7 protein-coding genes are annotated in these 25,425 nt (G+C 38.2%); all 7 read left to right on the top strand.

Annotated elements, in window-relative coordinates:
• The first annotated feature begins 4 nt into the window (after positions 1-4).
• From QWZ06_RS26670 to QWZ06_RS26640, 7 genes are read left to right on the top strand one after another with little or no spacing between them, the layout of a single operon-like run.
• Positions 5-5,212 carry a non-ribosomal peptide synthetase gene (locus tag QWZ06_RS26670; protein WP_290302175.1) on the top strand — a complete coding sequence of 1,736 codons (5,208 nt, stop codon included), beginning with the start codon at positions 5-7 and terminating at the stop codon, positions 5,210-5,212.
• Positions 5,188-6,600 carry a condensation domain-containing protein gene (locus QWZ06_RS26665; protein WP_353960047.1) on the top strand — a complete coding sequence of 471 codons (1,413 nt, stop codon included), beginning with the start codon at positions 5,188-5,190 and terminating at the stop codon, positions 6,598-6,600. Before QWZ06_RS26670 ends, QWZ06_RS26665 begins: the two co-directional genes overlap by 25 nt.
• On the top strand, positions 6,600-10,394 hold the full coding sequence (locus QWZ06_RS26660) for a non-ribosomal peptide synthetase (RefSeq protein WP_290302174.1): 3,795 nt from the start codon (positions 6,600-6,602) through the stop codon (positions 10,392-10,394). Before QWZ06_RS26665 ends, QWZ06_RS26660 begins: the two co-directional genes overlap by 1 nt.
• On the top strand, positions 10,346-12,031 hold the full coding sequence (locus QWZ06_RS26655; RefSeq protein ID WP_290302173.1) for a non-ribosomal peptide synthetase: 1,686 nt from the start codon (positions 10,346-10,348) through the stop codon (positions 12,029-12,031). Before QWZ06_RS26660 ends, QWZ06_RS26655 begins: the two co-directional genes overlap by 49 nt.
• Positions 11,992-13,707, top strand: a complete 1,716-nt coding sequence (locus tag QWZ06_RS26650; RefSeq protein ID WP_290302172.1) for a condensation domain-containing protein — start codon at positions 11,992-11,994, stop codon at positions 13,705-13,707. Before QWZ06_RS26655 ends, QWZ06_RS26650 begins: the two co-directional genes overlap by 40 nt.
• The gene (locus tag QWZ06_RS26645; RefSeq protein WP_290302171.1) at positions 13,700-24,127 is read left to right on the top strand and encodes a non-ribosomal peptide synthetase; all 10,428 of its coding nucleotides are present in this window, start codon (positions 13,700-13,702) and stop codon (positions 24,125-24,127) included. The genes QWZ06_RS26650 and QWZ06_RS26645 overlap by 8 nt, the downstream gene beginning before the upstream one ends.
• Complete coding sequence (locus QWZ06_RS26640; protein WP_290302170.1) at positions 24,127-25,425, top strand: AMP-binding protein; 1,299 nt, start codon at positions 24,127-24,129, stop codon at positions 25,423-25,425. The genes QWZ06_RS26645 and QWZ06_RS26640 overlap by 1 nt, the downstream gene beginning before the upstream one ends.

Genomic DNA, 25,425 nt, shown 5'->3' with positions numbered 1-25,425 from the left:
TCAGGTGGCTAAATTCGATCTGACAACCATGATCGATGACGGTGAAGATTGCATTAAAGGAATGTTCAACTATGCTAAAGCCATTTTCTCCAAAGAAACAGTTCATAATATGATCCTTTCATATGAATTTGTATTGGAACAAATGACTGAAGACGGCAATCAGAATGAAATTGTACTTTCTGACTTGAACCTTATCTCTCACAATCAATATAAACAATTAACGGAAGATTGGAATGCTACTTACAAAGTATATCCATCAGAAATTACGATACACCAACTTTTTGAAAACCAGGTGAACAATACACCTAATCAAACAGCTTTGGTTTATCAGAATATCAGATATTCTTATCAGGAACTCAATCAGAAAGCCAATCAGCTGGCACATTACCTGATGGATAATTATGCTCTTCAACCTGATGATTTAGTGCCAATCTGTTTAGAACGGTCTGAAAATATACTGATTACTATTCTTGCTATATTAAAATCCGGAGCAGCCTATGTTCCGATGGATCCTTCCTATCCTGCAGACAGAATCCAGCACATTCTTCAGGATACTCAGGCAAAACTGGTTATAGGAGAGGAAAGTACGGTGAAAAAATTAAATCATGCATCTGTTGAGGTTCTTTCTTTAAATGACATCAGTCTTAAAGCAAAACTTGAAATAATATCTATTGAAAATCCTGTTACACAGACTAGTGCAGATAACCTTGCTTATGTGATCTACACCAGTGGAACAACAGGTTTACCAAAAGGTGTAATGATTGAGCATTCGGGAGTTATAAATCTCATTGAATCAATGATAAAAGCTCACCGACTTCAAGAATACCAAGAAGTGGGATGTTACTCAAACTATGTATTTGATGCCTTTGTATATGAGGTGTTCCCTGTATTATGTAATGGAAATACTTTGTGGTTGTATAGTAATGATCTCAGAACATCAGTAGGAGAACTTAATGATTATATTAAAAACAATACTATTGAAGTTTCATTTATTCCACCTGTTCTGTTAAGAGAAGTTGTAGAGAATGGAACGAATCTTAAGCTCGTATTTGCAGGTGGAGAAAGCTTTCCTGTTTTAGATAAAAATATAGGCAATATCATTTTTGTGAATGAATATGGGCCTACAGAAGGAACAGTCTGTTCTACATTTCATTACTATAAAGAAGATAGAAATCCATTGAATATAGGTAGGCCAATTGCCAATACCTATGCTTATGTTCTTGATCAGCAAAATCGCCTGGTGCCTGTAGGGGCTATAGGAGAATTGTATATCGGAGGGGCCGGCATCGCAAGAGGATATCTGAACCGCCCTGAATTAACAGAAGAGCGCTTTATTTCGAATCCTTTCCAGACAATAGCTCAGAAAAAGAGGCGAGAAAACTCACGTTTATACAAAACTGGAGATTTGGTACGTTGGTTACCGAATGGAGAGCTTGAATATGTAGGAAGAAATGATTTCCAGGTGAAAATCCGCGGGTATCGCATCGAATTGGGAGAGATTGAGAATACCCTGCTAAGTTATTCTGAAATTCGTCAGGTAGCCGTATTAGCCAAAGAAAATAAATACGGGATGAAATATCTGGCTGCTTATTATGTCTCTGATTCTGCTATAGATTCAGAATTGCTTTCAGAACATCTATCAGCCTCTCTTCCTGAATATATGGTTCCTGGTGCTTTTGTCCATTTAACAGCTTTACCGATAACCATCAACGGAAAATTAGACAGAAAAGGATTACCTGACCCTGATTTTAAAGGAGGTAAAGAATACACCGCTCCAACGACAGCTCTTCAGAAACATCTCTGTCAGATTTATGGGGAAATATTAGGATTGGATGCAGAGACAATCAGTATTCATGACGACTTCTTCAGATTGGGCGGAAACAGCATCATGGCCATCAAACTTATTAGTAAAATTAAAAAGGTTTTACAGATACAGGTAGAAGTTTCCAAAATATTCAATCATAAGACGATTGCTTTATTATCCTATATTTTGTCAGATGAGACCCATGATCAGGAGCAGGTCGTTATTACTGCTGTAGAAATAAATTCGCCCGAAGAACAGAGTCTATCCTTTGCTCAGGAAAGATTATGGTTTATTGAAAATTATGAAGGGGGAACCAGCGCTTATAATATTCCAATGGTTTTCCTTCTGGATGAAAAAACAGATATTGAGATCCTTTGTAAAGCTTTGGATGCTGTTGTAATGCGTCACGAAGTACTTCGTTCAGTCATTCGCACTACGGATGAAGGAAAAGGGTGGCAATTAGTCATTAATGACATTCCTGCTATCCATCAGTGTGAGGTAAGAACGATGTCAGAGCTGGAAGAGAAAGTAAGCCGTGTAGCTAATAAAATCTTCCGTTTAGAAGAAGAACTGCCAATAGATATCAACATTTTTAAGCTTAAAGAAAATAATTACCTATCAGTAGTTATCCATCACATTGCGTTTGATGGATGGTCAACGGATATTTTCTTAAAAGAATTAATCAGTATCTATCACACCATTAAAAAAGGCAAAAATCATGAATTACCCGCCTTAAAAATTCAGTACAAGGATTTTGCATTATGGCAGCGCAATTACCTTACGGGAGAAAAACTTGAACACCAGATTGGTTACTGGAAAAACAAACTTTCTGGTTTTCAGAATCTTGATCTGGCAACAGATTTCAAACGACCTGCCCAGATATCATACGAAGGAGAGAATATCTATTTCAGCCTTGATGCAGAACAAACACAAAAATTGAAAAATCTGTCAAAAGATCTTGGAGTAAGCTTGTATAGTATTTTATTGAGTGGATATTATTTAATGCTTTCTGCTTATTCCGGGCAAGATGATATTATTGTAGGAAGTCCTATTGCTAACCGCCATCATGCAGGCCTTGAAGATATAATTGGATTCTTTGTCAATACACTTGCGCTTAGAGAAAATATAGATTCAAATCAAAAGGTAAAAGACTTTATTTCGCAGGTTGCCCAATCGGTTACGGAGGCACAGTCCTATCAGGATCTTCCTTTTGAAAAGCTAGTGGAAGAACTTGGTGTAGAGAAAGATACTTCCCGACATCCTGTATTCCAGGTGATGTTCGGGCTTCAGAATTTTGGGGAAGAAATTTCGCAATCAGAGAATGAAAGCACATTGCTATATCCTTTTAACGGAAATGTAGATTATCAGGTTGCTAAGTTTGACCTTACTACAATGATTAACGATATTGGTCATAGTTTACAAGGAATGTTCAATTATGCAAAATCTGTTTTCTCAAAAGAAACGGTTCAGAATATGTTGAGCACATACCTGTTTCTGCTTCATCAGATAGCTGAAATCACAGACAAGCAAGAGCTTATCATATCTGAATTGGATCTTATTCCTGAAGAGCAGCATACAGAAATTTCCAACTTATGGTCTTCCGGAGTTCACTATCCGAGCGATACTACGATTCATGAGCTGTTTGAGGCTCAGGTTGAAAGAACACCGAATCATACGGCAATAGTGTATCAGGATGTAAGACTATCTTATCGCGAACTTAATGAACGTTCCAATCGTTTGGCAAATTACCTTATTGAAAAATATGATATTCAGCCTGATGATCTCATTCCTTTATGCGTTGAACGTTCAGAAGAGATGCTTGTCGCTATTTTGGGAGTTTTAAAATCCGGCGGAGCTTATGTACCAATGGATCCATCATATCCTGCAGACAGAATCAAACATATTCTAAGTGATACAGGAGCAAAAATAGTCATTACACAGAAAGGCTCTGAAGCTAATGTCCTTGAAGCTTGTGGAGAAATGACCTCCATGCTTATGCTGAACGATGCTGAGATGGAAACTGTTCTTAAAAAAACAGCAGTATTGAAAACCCCTGTTACTTCAGTAAACTCTTCTCATCTGGCCTACGTAATCTATACCAGTGGAACGACAGGAATGCCAAAAGGAGTACTACAGGAGCACCGTAATGTAGCGCGCTTGTTCAGTGCAACCGAACATTGGTATCAGTTTAATGACAAAGACGTTTGGAGTTTATTCCATTCTTATGTATTTGACTTCAGTGTATGGGAAATCTGGGGGGCTTTATTCTATGGCGGAAAACTCTTATTACCCTCTTCAGAGCAGACCAAAGACACAAATTTATTCTTCAGCTTATGTTTGGAGGAGGGCTTAACGGTACTGAACCAGACGCCAACTGCATTCTATCAGTTTATAGATGTGGCGCTTCAGAGAGAAGAGCATCTAACGAGTCTTCGTTATGTTATTTTCGGTGGTGAGGCTTTAAATCTTGCTTCCTTAAAACCTTGGTATGAGCGGTATCATTCATCTCCAACATTGATCAATATGTATGGAATTACCGAAACCACAGTGCATGTTACCTACAAGAAACTAAGTGCTGCAGACTTGGATAAAGCATCGTTGATAGGAGAGAATATTCCAGATCAGGGCATGTATATTCTTGATAAACATCTTCGGGCAGTTCCTGTAGGTGCTGTAGGAGAACTGTATGTAGGAGGAGCGGGAATTGCCAGAGGCTATCTGAACCGTGAAGAACTTACAGCCGAACGTTTTATCCGCAATCCTTTCCAGACATTGGAAGAGAAGACTCAGGGAACTCATGGGATTTTGTACAAAACGGGAGATTTGGTACGCTATCTTGCTGATGGAGAGTTAGAATACATAGGAAGAAATGATTTCCAGGTAAAGATCCGCGGATATAGAATTGAATTGGGAGAGATTGAAAATCAACTTCAAGAGTATCCTGAGGTGAAGCAAGCCGTTGTTTTAGCGAAAGAGAACAAATCGGGACTGAAATACCTTGTTGGGTATTATGTATCAGAAAAAGCCTATGCATCAAGTGATCTTACCGCATTTTTATCTGAGGTATTACCAGAATACATGGTTCCGGCTGCTTTTGTTCATTTAACTTCTCTACCATTGACAATCAATGGTAAACTAGACAGAAAAGCCTTACCAGAGCCTGAATTCACTGGAGGTAAGGAATACACAGCACCAGAAACGGAATTACAGGAGAAACTATGTCAGATTTATGGTGAAGTTTTAGGGCTGGATGCTTCAGGAATTGGTATTCATGATGATTTCTTCAGATTAGGAGGGGATAGTATTATCAGTATTCAGCTTGTCAGCAGAATCAGACAAAGACTTGATATCAGAGTAAGTGTTAAAGATATTTTTATCTCCAAATCAGTTATAAACTTTCCGAATTAATAGAAAGCAAGGCTAAAGAAGAGCAAACTCAGATTCTTACGGAACAAGGGCAGCTTACCGGAGGTGTATCATTCCTTCCTATTCAGGAATGGTTCTTCAAATTGGTTGAAGACGGCTATGTAGGAGATCTTAATCATTGGAATCAATCATTCTTGATTAGAGTTCCTGAACTTGATACAGGATTACTGGAACAAAGTATAAGATTGCTTATTGAGAAGCATGATGCCTTCAGAATGTACTATCCAAAAGAAAATAATACATATACCCAGCAGTATGGAATAGAATATACAACGAAAATTAAAGATCTTGATATTTCAGGGGTACCATCTGAAGATCTTTCCGGAATCTTTACAGAATGGCAGTCTCGGTTTGATATAGAAAATGGACCTTTATTCCAGATTGCATATGTTCATGGATTTAAAGATAGAAGTGCAAGAATATTTTTTGCATTGCATCACCTGATCATTGATGCTGTAAGCTGGAGAATTATCACAGAAGACTTGAAAAACATATATCAGACTCTTGAAAAAGGAAATCATCCTGAAGTATATTTAAAGGGAAGTAGTTACCGCCAATGGACTGATGCTGTAAAAGGATATCTTTTGGATAACCCGGAAGCTAGAAACAAAGAGTTGGTGTACTGGAATAATACAACCGAAAACGTTATCAGAAGTAACGATGTTTTGACTGAATTATCTTCTTCAGGCTATCATTTTGCCAATCTTAGTCTGGAAGAAAACTATACAGAAAAACTAATCCGGGAGGTTCACCATATATATCATACACAGATTAATGACATCTTATTGTCTGCACTTGCTTCTGCTCTTTCAGACCTTACCGGAGAATCAGGACATACCGTTCTTTTGGAAGGCCATGGTCGTGAAGATTTGTTCAATAATTTGGATATTACAGAAACAGTGGGATGGTTTACTTCAATGTATCCACTGTTATTGAAGACCGGAAAAAATATACAAGATACTATTGTTATAACCAAAGAATCTTTGAGAAGCATTCCAAATAATGGAATTGGCTATGGCAGTCTTGTAGGATATATCCAACAGGCACTTCCAAAAATCAGTTTCAATTATCTAGGACAGCTTGACCAGGAGGAGAATACAGGTGAAAAAACCTGGTATATCTCAGGAGAAAACAGTGGGAATTCTATGGGAGATAAAAACCGTGACAGCTATATTATTAGCGTAAACGGAGCAATCGCTGATGGACAACTTCGCTTTGGGATTTCAGGGTATCTTTCTCAGGATCAGGTAAACCGGCTGACTCAAAAATTTGGAGATTATATAAAACAGGCTGTTGATGAATTAACCGTAGAGGAGAGAACCTGGCTGACTCCGTCAGATACTGAAAATATTGTTGGAAAGATCAGTTGATGCGTATTCAGGAATCTGGAGCAATAGAAGGAGTGTATCTTGCCAATAGCTTACAAGAAGGATTTGTATATCATGCATTAAATCAGGGAGATAAAGATGATGCGTATCGCGTACAACTAGTATGGGACTATCTTTCAGAAATGAATCTTGATCAATTGAAAAAGGCATGGCTATATACTCAAAAACAGCTTCCTACATTAAGATTGAGATTTGACTGGAGTGAAGAAATTGTCCAGATTATCGATAAAAAAGGAATTCTTGACTGGCGTTATCATGATCTGAGTGAAATGAAAAAAGATCAGCAGGAGGATTGGATTGCAGAAATAACTCATAAAGATCGTTTCGAAGTATATGACCTTGCAAAAGGAAGTCTTTTCAGGGTATATCTATTCAAACGCTCAGAGCAGCATTATGCCTGCCTTTTCAGTAATCACCATGCGATTCTTGATGGATGGAGTATGCCAATATTCCTGACCCTTATTCATGAAGCCTATTTAAAATTAATTAAAAATCAGGAGCTTTCTCCAGCACCGGATGCAGCCTATGCGGAAGCCCAAAAGTACCTTCAGAATAATAAAGATTCTAATATTGATTTCTGGAAAGGGTATATGGAACTTCTTGAAGACCGTGAAGATATAAGCGGATGGATCAAAGAATCGCAAAAACATATTGATCTTTCTGAATACAAACAGATTGTAGATCATCGCTCAATAAAGATGTCTATTGTTGGAGAACAATACCAGAAATTGAAGAATTTTACCGCAAAGAATGGACTTACTATCAACGCGGTGCTTCAATATCTATGGCATAAACAATTGGCTATTTATAGTGGAACATTTTCTACAGTCGTAGGAACTACCGTTTCCGGAAGAAGTATTCCAGTAGATGGTATTGAATCTTCAGTTGGTCTTTATATCAATACTTTACCCTTGATTGTAAGCCATACAGAAGGTAAAGTAGCAGATATTATTTCAGAAATTCAGCACAGAATTAGTGAGCTTAATAGCCATAGTAGTGTAAATCTTGCAAGCCTTCAGCATGATGGGCGTCGTATTTTCAGTAGCTTATTCGTCTATGAAAACTATCCGGCTCCAAAAGGAGATGATGATAATGAATTGTCATTTGTTTTCAAAGGCTCAGTAGAGCGCCTGGATTATCCATTAGGTATTGTAGCTTATGAAGCAGGAGATGAAGTATGGTTAAATATTAGCTATGAAGGGTATCTGTTTGAGGAGACCATGATACGCCAATTGATCAATGGAATGAACACTGTTTTGAATCAGATTCTCGAAAACTCAGAGGTTTCATCTGATCAGCTGTCTTATTTGACACAGGAAGAACATAACATGGTTTCCAACTTATGGTCTTCCGGAGTTCACTATCCGAGCGATACTACGATTCATGAGCTGTTTGAGGCTCAGGTTGAAAGAACACCGGATCATACGGCAATAGTGTATCAGGATGTGAGACTATCTTATCGCGAACTTAATGAACGTTCCAATCGTTTGGCAAATTACCTTATTGAAAAGTATGATATTCAGCCTGATGATCTCATTCCTTTATGCGTTGAACGTTCAGAAGAGATGCTTGTCGCTATTTTGGGAGTTTTAAAATCCGGCGGAGCTTATGTACCAATGGATCCATCATATCCTGCAGACAGAATCAAACATATTCTAAGTGATACAGGAGCAAAAATAGTCATTACACAGAAAGGCTCTGAAGCTAATGTGCTTGAAGCTTGTGGAGAAATGACCTCCATGCTTATGCTGAACGATGCTGAGATGGAAACTGTTCTTAAAAACAGCAGTATTGAAACCCCTGTTACTTCAGTAAACTCTTCTCATCTGGCCTACGTAATCTATACCAGTGGAACGACAGGAATGCCAAAAGGAGTACTACAGGAGCACCGTAATGTAGCGCGCTTGTTCAGTGCAACCGAACATTGGTATCAGTTTAATGACAAAGACGTTTGGAGTTTATTCCATTCTTATGTATTTGACTTCAGTGTATGGGAAATCTGGGGGGCTTTATTCTATGGCGGAAAACTCTTGTTACCCTCTTCAGAGCAGACCAAAGACACAAATTTATTCTTCAGCTTATGTTTGGAGGAGGGCTTAACGGTACTGAACCAGACGCCAACTGCATTCTATCAGTTTATAGATGTGGCGCTTCAGAGAGAAGAGCATCTAACGAGTCTTCGTTATGTTATTTTCGGTGGTGAGGCTTTAAACCTTGCTTCCTTAAAACCTTGGTATGAGCGGTATCATTCATCTCCAACATTGATCAATATGTATGGAATTACCGAAACCACAGTGCATGTTACCTACAAGAAACTAAGTGCTGCAGATTTGGATAAAGCATCGTTGATAGGAGAGAATATTCCAGATCAGGGCATGTATATTCTTGATAAACATCTTCGGGCAGTTCCTGTAGGTGCTGTAGGAGAACTGTATGTAGGAGGAGCGGGAATTGCCAGAGGCTATCTGAACCGTGAAGAACTTACAGCCGAACGTTTTATCCGCAATCCTTTCCAGACATTGGAAGAGAAGACTCAGGGAACTCATGGGATTTTGTACAAAACGGGAGACTTGGTACGCTATCTTGCTGATGGAGAGTTAGAATACATAGGTAGAAATGATTTCCAGGTAAAGATCCGCGGATATAGAATTGAATTGGGAGAGATTGAAAACCAACTTCAGGAGTATCCTGAGGTGAAGCAAGCCGTTGTTTTAGCGAAAGAGAACAAATCGGGACTGAAATACCTTGTTGGGTATTATGTATCAGAAAAAGCCTATGCATCAAGTGATCTTACCGCATTTTTATCTGAGGTATTACCAGAATACATGGTTCCGGCTGCTTTTGTTCATTTAACATCCCTACCATTGACAATCAATGGTAAACTAGACAGAAAAGCCTTACCAGAGCCTGAATTCACTGGAGGTAAGGAATACACAGCACCAGAAACGGAATTACAGGAGAAACTATGTCAGATTTATGGTGAAGTTTTATGGCTGGATGCTTCAGGAATTGGTATTTATGATGATTTCTTCAGCCTTGGAGGAAACAGTATTATGGCCATTAAACTAATTAGCACCATCAAACGCACTTTGGATATGCAAGTAGGAGTGGCTGTGATATTTGGACATAAAACAGTAGCCTCACTTTCAGAAGCATTAAATGATCAAAATAATATTGATGAACAGGTTACAATTATTCCCGTAAAAATAAGGACTCCTGAAGAGCAAAAATTATCATTTGCTCAGGAAAGACTTTGGTTTATTGAAACTTATGAAGGAGGAAGCAGTGCTTATAACATTCCTATGATTGTCCGTCTGAATGAAAAAACAGACCTTTCGGTCATTGGTAAGGCGCTTGAAACAATAGTAATACGACATGAAGTATTACGAACTATTATCCGTTCAACAGACGAAGGAAAAGGATATCAATTGATTCTTAACCAGATTCCTACGACTCATTTTTATGATGTACATACAAAAGAGGAATTAGATGAAGAAATCAATAGAGTTTCTAATAAAATTTTCCGTCTGGATGAAGAACTTCCTATAGAAATTAGCATTTTTAGGTTAGGAGACCACCATCATTTGTCAGTGGTGATTCATCATATTGCATTTGATGGTTGGTCAACGGATATTTTCTTAAAAGAAATACAAACAATTTACAATGCTCTTATTAAAGGGAAGAACCTCAGCTTTCAGAAGTTAAGGTGCAATATAAAGACTTTGCATTGTGGCAAAGACATTACCTTTCCGGAGAGAGACTTGAGCGTCAGGTAGACTATTGGAAAACAAAACTGGATGATTTTCAGACCTTGAATTTACCTACCGATCATAAAAGGCCAAATCAGGTTTCTTATGAAGGAGAAACCATTCATTTTGTATTATCTTCAAATGTAGCCCAGGGACTGAGAAAAACATCTAAAGACTTGGGTGTGAGTTTATACAGTGTAATGCTTGGAGGATATTATCTGATGTTAGCGGCCTATTCCGGTCAGGATGATATTGTAGTAGGAAGCCCTATTGCCAACAGACATCATGCAGGTCTTGAAGAGATGATCGGATTCTTTGTGAATACACTGGCATTAAGAGAAAAGATAGATACTGAGCAAAGCCTTAAAGATTTTATTCTTCAGATATCTCAATCAGTAATAGAAGCGCAGTCTCATCAGGATCTTCCGTTCGAGAAACTGGTAGAAGAATTGGGTGTAGAGCAGGATATGTCCCGCCATCCAGTATTTCAGGTAATGTTTGGGCTTCAGAGTTTCGGAAGAAATACAGATAATACAGAGGCTTTATTCCATCCTTATGAAGGAGAAGCAAACTATCAGGTTGCTAAATTTGATCTGACCACTATGATCGACGATGGGGAAGAAACGATTCAAGGGATGTTCAATTATGCTCATGCCGTTTTTGCAAGAGAAACAGTGAATGCTATGATTGATTCTTATTTGTACCTTCTTGAACAGGCCTTCGGTAATGAGATCAGACTGGAAGAAACCAAATTGTGTGATCTTCGCTTAATATCTGAAGAAGTCAGTGAAAAAATAACAGAAGAATGGAACGCAACAGATGTATTTTATCCTTCCGATACAACCATTCACAGGTTATTCGAAAAACAGGTTGCGAAAACTCCGAATCAGATCGCTGTAGGATATAGGGAGGCAAGATTGTCTTACCGTGAACTTAATGAGCGTGCTAATCGCTTGGCTAACCATCTTATTGAAACTTATAGCCTTCAACCCGATAGTATTGTTCCGTTATGTCTGAACCGCTCTGAACAAATGCTTATTGCGATTTTGGCAGTATTAAAATCCGGTGCAGCCTATGTACCGATGGATCCTTCATATCCGGCAGAAAGAATAGAGCACATTCTTCAAGATACCGAAGCCAAAATAATATTGGCAGAAGAAGAAACAATAGGAAAGCTAAAAGAGGTCTCATCAGAAGTAATTTCCATCGATGCCATTGCATTTCAGGCTATGCTGGAAACCCTGTCTTCTGAAAATCCGGTAACAAAAGTACAACCGGAAAATCTGGCTTATGTAATTTATACTAGTGGAACTACAGGACTTCCAAAAGGAGTAATGATCGAACATCGAAGTGTAGCTAATTTAATAGAGCAGGAAGCCAAAGAATTTGGACTGAAGTCAGAATCGGTTCATAAAAACTGTCTGTGGTATGCTAATTATGTATTCGATGCACACGTGTGGGAATTGTATCCATCCATTACTCACGGGCATAGCATTTACATCCTTGAAAAAGACAAACAAACGGATCTTGTTGCTTTACGGAAGTATATACAAGAAAATAAAATCAGTATTGCAACCATACCACCTGTACTTCTTACGAAAGATCATATTCTGCCATTAGAAAAATGGTGGTGGCAGGAGATGTTACCAATCCGCAGGTCATGAAGTTGTATAAAGAGCATGGTGTAGATCTTATTAATGCATATGGCCCTACAGAAAGTACAGTATGTGCTACGTTGCACCATTATAATGAAGATGACAATCCTGTGAATATCGGAGGAGCCATTGGCAATATGACGGTCTATGTTCTGGATCATTATCAACGTCCGGTACCTGTGGGTGCAGTCGGTGAACTTTATATTGGTGGAGCAGGTATTGCCAGAGGCTATCTGAATCGTCCTGAACTTACAGAAGAACGTTTTATCCTTAATCCTTTCCAAACTCCGGAACAGAATGAAAAAAATGAGAATAAAAGACTGTATAGAACAGGGGATTTAGTCCGCTGGTTACCAAACGGAGAATTGGAGTATATAGGCAGAAATGACTTTCAGGTGAAAATCCGTGGGTATCGTATTGAGTTAGGAGAGATAGAAAATACTTTACTGAATTATCCCGGAATCCGTCAGGTTGCGGTAATAGCAAAAGAAAATAAATCAGGAATTAAATATCTTGCAGGGTACTATGTTTCGGACGAAGTGATTGATTCGGCAATACTCTCAGAATATTTTTCAGAAGCACTTCCGGAATATATGATTCCCGGAGCTTTTGTTCATTTAGAGGCTTTACCATTAACTATCAATGGAAAATTAGATAAAAAGGCTTTACCTGAACCTGATTTTACAGGGAATAAAGAATATTCTGCTCCGGAAACGGAACTTCAAAAAAGCATCGTAGAGATTTATGGGGAAGTGTTGGGAATCAAAGCTGAAAATATAAGTATCTATGACGATTTCTTCAGATTAGGAGGAGACAGTATCATCAGTATTCAGCTGGTAGGAAAAATAAAACAACGTCTGGATATACGATTGAGTGTGAAAGAAATATTCTCCTCAAGAACAGCAGCAGCAATTGCTATTCTGATGGAAGATAAAAAATCCGAAAATCCGATCGAAATTTTTACAGAGCAAGGCTTCCTTACTGGGGAAGTTCCGCTTTTACCCGTTCAGGAATGGTTTTTTAGCGAAAAAGAAAAGGGGTACCTAGCGGATTCAAACTACTGGAACCAGGCTTTTTTGATTAATGTTCCGGAACTGAATAACATTCTTTTAGAGAAAAGTATGGAGCTTCTGATTGAGAAACATGATGCATTTAGATTGTATTATTCGCTTGAAAAAGGAAATTACAGACAGTATTATGGAAATCAGAATACAGAGGCAAAGATCAATTATCTTGATGCATCTAAAATAGACGGAGAAGAACTTTCAAAAATATTCACTACATGGCAGGAACAGTTTAATATTGAAAAAGCACCACTCTATACGATAGGCTACATCACAGGATATCAGGATAAAACCGCAAGAATTTTCTTTGCTTTCCATCACCTCATCATTGATACGGTGAGTTGGAGAATTATTCTTGAAGATCTCAGAAACATATACCAGACGCTTGAAAAAGGAGAGAATATTACAATATCTCAAAAAGGAAGTAGTTACCGTCAATGGGTAAAAGCAATTAAAAATTATAAATCAGAAGATACTGAATCCAAAGAAAGAGAATTAGCCTACTGGAATAAAATAACGGCTCAGGTGGATCAAAGCAATCGGGTTATTGAGGAAATTTCCGGTACTGAATATCATCATGATATTCTTCTTCTAGATCAGAATACTACAGAAATTGATTAGAAGAGGGCATCATATATATCATACCCAGATCAATGATTTATTACTGGCGGCATTAGCGTCAGCACTTACAGATTTCACAGGAGAACTCCGTCATGCTATTGTATTGGAAGGACATGGGCGTGAAGACATATTCAATAATCTGGATATTACAGAGACAGTAGGTTGGTTTACCTCCATGTATCCGCTATTACTGGAGATAGGAGCAAATGTGAGTGATACTGTAATACTGACGAAAGAAGCCTTAAGAGAAATTCCTGATCATGGTATTGGATACGGAGGGCTTCTAGGCTATACTTATCATGAACTTCCAAAGATAGGATTCAACTATCTTGGACAACTTGATCAGGAAGATCATTCTGGTGAAAAAACATGGTTTATTGCGGCAGAAGACACAGGGATTTCCATTGGAAAGCAGAATAGAGATAGTCATATTATCAGCATTAATGGTGGAGTACTGAATGGGCAGCTTCGGTTTAGTATTTCAGCGTATCTGTCTCAGCAACAGGCAGAACGGCTTGCACAATGTTTTAGAGAACATATTATTCATGTGGTGGAAGAACTCTCTCAATCAAAACGCAGCTTCCTTACCCGTTCAGATATTGATTACATTATTGATCATAAACAACTCTTATCAGTTCAGGAATCAGCAGAAGTAGATAAAATATATTTGGCCAACAGCCTTCAGGAAGGATTTGTATATCATGCATTGAACCAGGGTGATAAAGATGATGCCTATCGTGTGCAGCTGATATGGGATTACCTTTCTGATATTAATGTAGAGGCTCTTATAGAAGCATGGTCTTACACTCAGCAACAATTTCCGGCATTAAGACTTAGATTTGACTGGAACGGAGAAATTATCCAGATTATCGATAAAAAAGGAGTCTTAGATTGGCGTTATCAGGATTTAAGCCTAATGAATGAAGATGGGCAAGAAGAATTGATTAGAAAAGTTACCCAAAATGATCGCTTTGAAGTATATGATTTATCAAAAGGAGGATTATTCAGAGTGTATCTGTTTAAACGTTCTGATAAGCATTATACCTGTCTTTTCAGTAATCACCATGCAGTATTGGATGGCTGGAGTATGCCTATTGTATTAACAAGTATACATGATACCTACCTGAAGCTGATCAAAAAACAGGATCTGAACATAGTAACAGATCATGCTTATATAAAAACCCAGGAATATCTTCAGCAGCACAAAGATGGCAGCCGCAACTTCTGGAATACTTATATGAATCTTCTAGAAGACCGTGAAGACCTTAGCAGTCTGATCAAAGAGTCCCAGAAACATGTTGACTTGGGAACTTATCGTCAGATTAAAGATCATCAGTCTGTAAAAATGACGATTGTTGAAGAAGAATACCAGCAGCTGAAAAAATTTACCACTGAAAATGGTTTCACGATTAATGCAGTATTACAATATCTGTGGCATAGTCAGCTAAGTGTATATGGAGGAGTTGAAACAACTGTGGTAGGGACAACTGTATCGGGTCGAAGCCTTCCTATAGATGACATAGAATCTTCAGCTGGTCTCTTTATCAATACACTTCCATTAATTGTACAACACACTCGTGGTAAAGTAGCAGATGCTATTTCTGATATTCAACAGAGAATTAGTGAACTTAACACGCATAGCGACATTAACCTTGGAGAACTGCATCAGGATGCAAGACGTATTTTCAGTAGTCTATTTGTTTATGAAAATTACCCTGTACCACAAGGAGGAGATGGTAACAATGAATTAGGATTTGTCTTCAAAGACTCTGTTGAAAAACTGGATTATCCATTAGGAATTATGGCATTTGAGCAGGGAGAAAGTGTAACGTTGAAGATCAACTATGAAGGCGTTCTCTTCGAACAAAAGACTATGGAACAGCTGATTGATGGAATGAAAACCATTTTAACCCAGATTCTTGAAAACAGAAACATCACTTCTGATAAGTTTTCACATGTTTCGAACAGCCAGTTGAAACTGATGCAGGAATGGAATACTGTAGAATCGGATTATCCATCTGATAAAACAATTCATCAATTGTTTGAAGAGCAGGCCATGAAAACGCCGGAAAATATAGCATTAATCTATCAGGATGTGGTATTGACTTACAAAGAATTGAACGAAAAATCCAATCGCTTAGCCAACCACTTAATCGCTGCTTATAACCTTCAGCCGGACGAAATAATCCCATTATGTTTAGATCGTTCCGAGAATATGCTTATCGCTATTTTAGCGGTATTAAAATCCGGAGCAGCTTATGTTCCAATGGATCCGTCTTATCCGACAGATAGGATAGAACATATTCTTCAGGATACCGGAGCAAGATTAATTTTAGGGCAGGAAAGTACATTAGAAAAGCTTCAATATGTAGTAGCAGATGTAATCTTATTAGATGGGGTTACTTTTAAAGCAACACTTGAAACAGAATCAATTAATAATCCTGTTACCAGTACTCAACCTAATAATTTGGCGTACGTTATTTTCACCAGTGGAACGACGGGATTACCAAAAGGAGTAATGGTTGAACACCGAAATGTTTCCAACCTGATTCATCAGGAAGCTAGAGAATTTGGATTGCTTGAAACAGGAGTTCAGAAGAACTGTTTATGGTACGCGAATTACGTATTTGATGCCCATGTTTGGGAATTATATCCATCCATTACTCATGGACATACCATTTATATTTTAGAAAAAGAGCTTCAAACCGATCTGTCTGCTTTAAAAGATTATATCGAAGAGAATAGCATCAGAATAGCAACAATTCCACCGGTATTATTAACGAGAGACTCTATTTTACCATTAGAAAAACTTGTGGTAGCCGGAGACGTTACCAATCCCCAGGTAATGGCCATGTACAAAGAACATGGAGTAGATGTGATTAATGCTTACGGGCCAACAGAAACAACAGTATGTGCCACATTGCACCATTATAACGAAGATGAAAACCCGGTGAATATCGGAGGGCCAATTGGAAATATGACCGCTTATGTCTTGGATAATCATCACCGAATAGTTCCTGTAGGCGCTGTAGGAGAGCTTTATGTAGGCGGAGCCGGAATTGCCAGAGGCTATCTGAACAGACCAGATCTTACAGAAGAACGTTTCATTGTAAATCCTTTCCAAACTGAAGGAAAGAACGGACGCTTATACAAAACAGGAGATTTAGTACGCTGGTTGTCCAACGGAGAGTTGGAATACATAGGAAGAAATGACTTCCAGGTAAAGATCCGTGGGTATAGAATTGAATTGGGTGAAATTGAGAATCAGTTATTGGGCTATGCTGGAATTAGCCAGGTCGCCGTTTTAGCTAAAGAAAATAATACAGATTTAAAATATCTTGCAGGTTATTATATTTCTGAAAATGAAATAGATTCATCTTTATTATCAGAATACCTCTCAGAATCACTCCCTGAATACATGGTTCCATCAGTATTTGTTCACTTAACCTCTTTTCCGTTGACCATCAATGGTAAACTGGATAAGAAAGCCCTACCTGAACCGGAATTTACAGGACGCAAAAACTATATTGCTCCTGAGAATGCATTACAGGAGAAACTATGCCAGATCTATGGTGAAGTATTAGGAATCAATGCTGAAACAATTAGTATTCAAGATGATTTCTTCCGATTAGGAGGAAACAGTATCATGGCTGTTAAGCTCATTAGTAAAATCAGGAAGGAGCTGGATCTGCAGGTCAATGTAGGAATGGTATTTAATCATAAAACAGTGGCCTCACTTTCCAATGTTTTATCTCATGAAAATCATCGTGAAAATGGAATAAACATAATTCCGGTAAAATTAAATTCTCCCGAAGAGCAACAATTATCATTTGCCCAGCAAAGACTTTGGTTTATAGAATCCTATGAAGGCGGAAGCAGTGCCTATAACATTCCTGTCATTACAAGACTAGATGAACGTATTCAGCTGAACCTTTTTGAAGAATCTTTGAGAAGGGTAATAATGCGTCACGATATACTTCGTTCAATGATCCATACAACTGAAAATGGAGTAGGATATCAACAGGTTATAGACACTCTTCCTAAGATTAAAACCTCGGAAGTAAATAACCAGGCAGAATTGGAAAGAGCTATCAACAAATGTGTGAATAAAATCTTCAAACTGAATGAAGAAATTCCTATAGAAATCAATATTTTCAGATGGGCAGAACAGGTTTATCTGGCTATTGTTATTCATCATATTGCTTTTGATGGATGGTCTACTGATATTTTATTAAAAGAAGTAGCCTCTGCTTATTACGCTCTTGCTGATGGAAAAAAACCGGAATTATCACCTGTAAAAATTCAGTATAAAGACTTTGCATTGTGGCAGCGCGACTATCTTTCAGGAGAACGCCTTGAAAATCAGATTAGATATTGGAAAAATAAACTGGATGATTTCCAGAACCTGGAATTACCTTCAGATTTCAAAAGACCATCTCAGATTTCCTACGAAGGAGAAAATCTTTATTTCAATCTGAATACAGAACAGGGAGAAAAACTTAGAGCCCTTTCCCAAAAGCTAGGCGTAAGTCTTTACAGTGTAATGCTGGGAGGTTATTACCTTATGCTGTCTGCTTATTCTGGTCAGGACGATATTGTGGTGGGAACTCCAATTGCCAATCGTCACCATGCGGGTCTTGAGGATATCATCGGTTTCTTTGTGAATACATTGGCTCTAAGAGAAAAAATAGAGCCTGCACAGAATATCAGTGATTTTATTCTTCAGGTATCGAAATCTGTCAATGAAGCCCAGTCTCATCAAGATCTTCCGTTTGAGAAATTGGTAGATGAATTGGGCGTGGAGCAGGATACTTCAAGACACCCTGTTTTCCAGGTAATGTTTGGTCTTCAAAATATTGATGGAGACGTTAAAGCCAATAAGGACGAAGCATTATTCCATCCTTTTGCCGGAGAAGTAGATTATAAAGCGGCTAAATTTGACCTTACTACAATGGTTGACGATGACGGAGAAAACATCCGAATTATGTTCAATTATGCCAAAGCTTTATTTAAAGAAGAGACCATTACCAGAATGGCTAACTCTTATCAGCTTCTTTTAGATCAGATGATAGAAACTAATCCGGATCAGACAGTTATCCGTAGCCTTTCATTGATCTCAGATGAGGAAGCTCAGCAGATCATCACAGAATGGAATGCTACACAGGAAGAATATCCGTCAGAAATGACCATTCACAAAGTATTTGAACATCAGGCAGAAAAGAATCCGGATACAATAGCTTTGGTTTACAATGATGTTAAACTCTCATATCATGAGCTTAATGAACGTTCAAATCGCCTGGCGAATCATTTGATCCATCAATACCAGGTTAGACCTGATGACCTGATCCCATTATGCCTTGAAAGATCCGAAAACATGCTGATTGCAATCCTTGCCATTTTAAAGGCAGGAGCCGCTTATGTACCAATGGACCCATCATATCCTGCAGACAGAATCAGTCATATTCTGGAAGATACCCAGGCAAAATTGGTCATTGCACAGGAAAGAACCATCAATAAATTACAGAATATAGATGTTATTTCATTGGATGAAGTGACCCTTAAAGCAACACTTGAAACAGAAGTGACTAATAACCCTGTTACAGAAGTTCATTCAGGAAATCTGGCTTATGTAATTTACACCAGTGGAACGACAGGACTTCCTAAAGGGGTAATGATTGAACATAAAGGAGTGATAAACCTCATCATATCAATGATAAAGGCACATCGACTTGAAGAATATCAGGAAGTAGGATGCTATTCCAATTATGTATTTGATGCCTTTGTATATGAAGTATTCCCTGTATTGTGCAACGGAAATACCCTTTGGTTGTATAGCAATGAGCTTAGAACTTCAGTGAGTGAGCTTAATGATTATATTAAAAACAACGCTATTGAAGTTTCCTTTATTCCACCGGTTTTATTGAGAGAAATTGTGGAAAATGAAACAAGCCTAAAACTCATCTTCGCAGGCGGAGAAAGCTTCCCGGCATTGGATAAAAATATTGAGAATATCACTCTTGTCAATGAATATGGGCCAACAGAAGGTACTGTATGTGTTACTCTTCATGAATACAAAGAAGATAAAAATCCATTGAATATTGGAGGAGCGATTGCCAATACAACGGTATACGTTCTTGATGCTCAATGTCGTCCTGTTCCTGTAGGAGCCGTAGGCGAATTGTTTATCGGGGGAGCAGGGATTGCCAGAGGCTATCTGAATAGACAAGAGCTTACTGAAGACCGCTTCATGATAAACCCTTTCCAAACTGCTGAACAAAAAGAAAAAGCTGAAAACAGTCGTTTATACAGAACCGGAGACTTAGTTCGATGGTTGCCAAACGGAGAGCTGGAATACAGAGGAAGAAACGACTTCCAGGTGAAAATCCGTGGTCACAGAATTGAGTTGGGAGAAATTGAAAATGCCCTGCTTCAATTTGAAGATATTCGTCAGACTGCTGTTTTAGCAAGAGAGAATAAATCAGGGGTAAAATACCTTGCTGCGTACTATGTTTCAGATTCAGCGATTGATGCTCACCAGCTTTCTGAATATGTATCAGAATCCCTGCCGGAATATATGATTCCAGGTGCTTTTGTTCACTTAACTGAACTTCCGCTTACCATTAATGGAAAGTTGGACAGAAAAGCACTGCCTGAACCTGAATTTTCAGGAAGTAAAGATTATGTAGCCGCTGAAACAGAACTTCAGGCAGAACTTTGCCAAATCTATGGCGATGTTCTGGGGATTGATCCAAATACGATTAGTATTCATGATGATTTCTTCAGATTGGGTGGTGACAGTATCATTAGTATTCAGCTGGTAGGGAAGATCCGTCAGCAATTAGAAATAAGAGTAAGTGTAAAAGAAGTCTTTACGACCCGAACGGTAGCCTCATTATCCCAGCTTATAGAAGATAAAAAACAGGGAAGTGAAGCCAGTATTCTTACCGAGCAGGGCGTCCTTACAGGAGAAGTTCCGCTTCTTCCGGTACAGGAATGGTTCTTTGAGCAAAAAGAATCCGGCTATCTTGCAGCATTCAATCACTGGAATCAGGCATTCGTCGTCAATGTTCCGAAGCTTGATAAAGAACTGTTTGAACAGGCTATAGTCCTATTACTGTCGAAACATGATGCCTTCAGATTGGGGTATACAGGTCATACTCAGGAATATAAATCAGAAGAAAATGCTCCTGAGATCAATTATCTTAATGCTTCTGATTTGAAACCCGAAAAATTGGCCAATATATTTACAGAATGGCAGTCCCATTTTGATATTGAAAAAGGATCATTGTATCAGATTGGATATATTGATGGATATGTTGATGATAGTGCAAGAATATTCTTTGCATTCCACCACTTGATTATTGATGCCGTAAGCTGGAGAATCCTTACCGAAGACCTGAAAAACATCTATCAGACTCTTGAAAAAGGAGAAAATTACCAGGTTCAGAAGGGAAGCAGCTACCGTCAATGGGTAGAAGCCATCAGAAACTATAAAAAAGAAGACCCGGAATCCAGAGATCAAGAAACTATTTACTGGAACCATATTGCTGATACTGTTGAGGAAAGTAATGCAACACTATCTAAGCTGACCACAGAAGAATATCATCATGGACATCTTCAACTGGATAAAGAATCTACCGGAATTTTTATTCGTGGAGTCCATCATGTATATCATACCCAGATCAACGATTTGTTGCTGTCAGCTTTATCACAGGCTCTTACAAAGATGACTGGAGATGATCGTCATGCTATTTTGCTGGAAGGGCACGGTCGAGAAGAAGTATTCAGCCAGTTAGATATCACAGAAACGATGGGATGGTTTACGACCATGTATCCGGTGCAGCTGGAAACAGGGAAATCATCAAAAGACACCGTTATCCTGACCAAAGAATCTTTGAGAAGCATCCCAAATAATGGAATCGGTTATGGTACGTTGATAGGTTATACAAACCGTGAATTACCAAAGATTAGTTTCAATTATTTAGGTCAGCTTGACAAAGAAGAGGTATCTGGTGAGAAAACATGGTTCATCACAGCCGAAGATACAGGGGCTGGAGTTGATCCTTCTAACCGCGACAATCATTTTATAAGCATCAATGGTGCTGTTGTTGATGGGCAGCTTCGCTTTGGAATTTCAGGATATCTTTCGGCTGAAAAGATTACACTTTTAGCAGAAAGCTTCAAACTGAATCTGGAATCTATTATTAAGATCCTTTCAGAAGAGAACAGAAGCTATCTTACAGCATCAGATGTAGATCATGTGTTAGAAAAAGCGCAGCTTTCAACGATTCAGGAAAAAGGAGAAATAGAAGGGGTGTATCTGGCAAACAGCTTACAGGAAGGATTCGTTTATCATGCTCTGAATCAGGGAGAAACAGACGATGCCTACAGAGTACAGTTAATGTGGGAATATCGGGCTAAAATAAATACAGAAAAACTAAGAAATTCCTGGAAACTGACTCAGGCACAATATCCGTCCCTGAGAGTAAGATTCGACTGGAATGGAGAAATTGTACAGGTAATAGATAAGGAAGGGAAATTAGACTGGAGATATCATGATATCAGCGCCATGCCTGAAGAATCGCAGGAAGAATGGATTAAAGAAATCACTCATAACGATCGTTTTGAAGGATACGATCTAACTAAAGGAAATCTATTCAGAGTCTATCTTTTCAAACGAAATGAAGAATATTACAGTTGTTTATTCAGTAACCACCATGCGATACTGGACGGTTGGAGTATGCCTGTCATGATGAATAGCGTTCATGAGGCATATTTGAGCCAAGTGAATAATGAAGAATATGTTCTGTCAATAGATCATGCGTATGCCGCAAGTCAGAAATATTTACAGGTCAATAAAAAGGCAGGTCGCAGCTTCTGGGATCAGTATATGACCCTTCTTGAAGATCAGGAAGACTTGAAAAGCCTTGTAAAAGAAGACCAAAGACAGATCGATTTAGGAACCTATCGTCACATCAAAGATCACCAAAAGGTTACCTTGTTGATCAGCGGAGACAGATACCATAATCTGAAAAACTTCACGAAAGCTCATGGATTAACCGTAAATGCTGTATTACAATACCTATGGCACAGCCAGTTAAAATTATACAGCGGATTGCAGACAACTGTAGTAGGAACTACTGTTTCAGGAAGAAGTTTACCGGTGGATGGCATAGAATCCTCAGCTGGATTGTACATCAATACCTTACCATTAATTGTGAATCATGAAGATGGCCGTATTATAGATCGTATCATGGAAATTCAAAACAGGATCAGTGATCTGAATACCCACAGTGATATCAATCTTGCAGAACTTCACCATGACGGACGTCGTATTTTCAGCAGCTTATTTGTGTATGAAAACTATCCTGTTCCAAAAGGAGAAGGAAGCAATGAATTGGGCTTTATCTTCAGGGATTCTGTTGAAAAACTAGACTATCCACTAAGCATAATGGCTTCAGAGCAAGGAGATTGTGTGACCCTTAAAATTAACTACGAAGGCTACATTTTTGAATCAGAAATGATGGAGCAACTGGTAAAAGGAATGGAATTGATGTTGAATCAGATTGTAAAAGATGCTGATATAGACTCAAACGAAATGTTATATACTACTGAAATTCAGGTGGATGTATTGAATTCGTGGAATGATACTGAAGATTTAACTATTTCCTTTAATACAACCCTTCATCAGCGATTTGAAGATCAGGTAACAAAAACGCCGGATCATATTGCATTGGTTTACAAAGAAATCCGATTGTCTTACAAAGAGTTGAATGAAAAAGCAAACCGTTTGGCAAACTATCTGATTCAAACCTATGATCTTCAGCCGGATGATTTTGTCCCATTGTGCCTTGAACGTTCAGAAAATATGTTGATTGCGATTCTGGGAGTATTGAAATCAGGAGCGGCTTATGTTCCTATAGATCAGTCATATCCGACGGACAGAATAGAACATATTCTTAAAGATACAAATGCCAGAATCATAATAAGCCAGGAAAGTACGAAAGATAAAGTACAGATGCTGCATAATGCTGAGGTTATCTCATTAGATGATTTTGAATTACAGTTAGTTATTGATAGAATGTCATCAAATACGCCTGTTACCTCAGTAACTCCGGAAAGCTTAGCCTATGTGATCTACACCAGTGGAACTACAGGACTTCCGAAAGGGGTGATGATTGAACATAGAAGTGTAATTAATACAATAGATCAGGTAAGAGAGGCTTATGGTTTCTGTAAAGAACAAAAGATAACGGCCTATACCTCTTATGTCTTTGATGTTTCCGTATCTGAGTTTTTCAATTCCCTGCTGTATGGAAATGAACTCCATCTACTGGATGAAGAAACGAAGAAAGATGCAGATTCAATAAGCCAATATTTGTTAATCCATGAATTGATTATGCTTATTTGCCGCCTGTAATGCTATCTGTAATACCACGTATAGAATATCCAACCCTTAAAGGACTGTTGTATGCAGGAGAACCGTGTGATTATGAAACCGGTAAATATTGGTCAGAATATACTAACCTTTACAACCTTTACGGGCCTACTGAAGCAACCATCTATGCAACCTATAAAAAGGTTGAACATGGTGATGTACAGTTGATCGGTTATCCCATAGGAAACACTACAACATATATTTTGGACAGTTATAATCGCTTACTTCCTATTGGAGCTATCGGAGAGCTTTATCTTGGAGGTAAAGGTATTGCAAGAGGCTATCTGAACAGAAAAGACCTTACAGAAGAACGATTTATTGATAATCCTTATCAAACAGCAGAACAAAAGGAAAAAGAAGAAAATGCACGATTATATAGAACCGGAGATTTGGTTCGCTATTTACCAAATGGAAATATAGAATATATCGGACGTAACGATTTTCAGGTAAAGATAAGAGGTTATAGAATAGAATTGGGAGAAATAGAAAGTAGCCTTTCCCAATATCCACAAATAAGAAAATCTGTAGTCTTAGCTAAAGATAATATAAATGGTATGAAATATCTGGCAGCTTACTATGTTTCAGATGCAGTATTAGAGGGAGAAAAGCTTACCGCATTTTTATCAGAAACATTGCCGGAGTATATGATCCCTTCTTCGTTCATTCATTTAAACTCATTGCCCCTGACAATCAATGGTAAGCTTGACAGAAAACTATTGCCTGAACCTGAATTTAAAGGAAAAAATGAATACACGGCTCCAATGAATGATCTTCAGAAGGAACTTTGTAAGATTTATAGTGAAATATTGGGAATTAATCCTGAATATATAAGCATTCATGACGACTTCTTCAAACTGGGTGGAAACAGTATTATGGCGATAAAGCTGATCAGTAAGATCAGAATGATATTGGAGATGCAGGCTAACGTTGCCATGATATTCAATTATAAAACAGTAGCTTCTTTATCTGTGGCGTTAATGGAAAATATCCAGGAAGATCAGATAACCATTCTTCCTTCAAAAGTAGATTCGTTAGAAGATCAGCGATTATCCTTTGCCCAGGAAAGACTTTGGTTTATAGAATCCTATGAAGGAGGAAGCAGTGCGTATAACATTCCGATGACGGTTGTTCTGAGTAGAAAAACTGATATTACAGCTTTATGTAAGGCTTTAGAAACCATAATTCAACGCCACGAAGTACTCCGTACATTCATTCTGACTACAGAAAATGGAGTGGGATATCAGGTGGTTAACGATCTCCTTCCTCAAATCAAACGATAG

This window comes from Chryseobacterium tructae (assembly GCF_030409875.1).
GTDB lineage: Bacteria > Bacteroidota > Bacteroidia > Flavobacteriales > Weeksellaceae > Chryseobacterium > Chryseobacterium tructae.
Note: the sequence above shows the minus strand (reverse complement) of the source record. Positions and strands in the feature narration are given on the sequence as shown.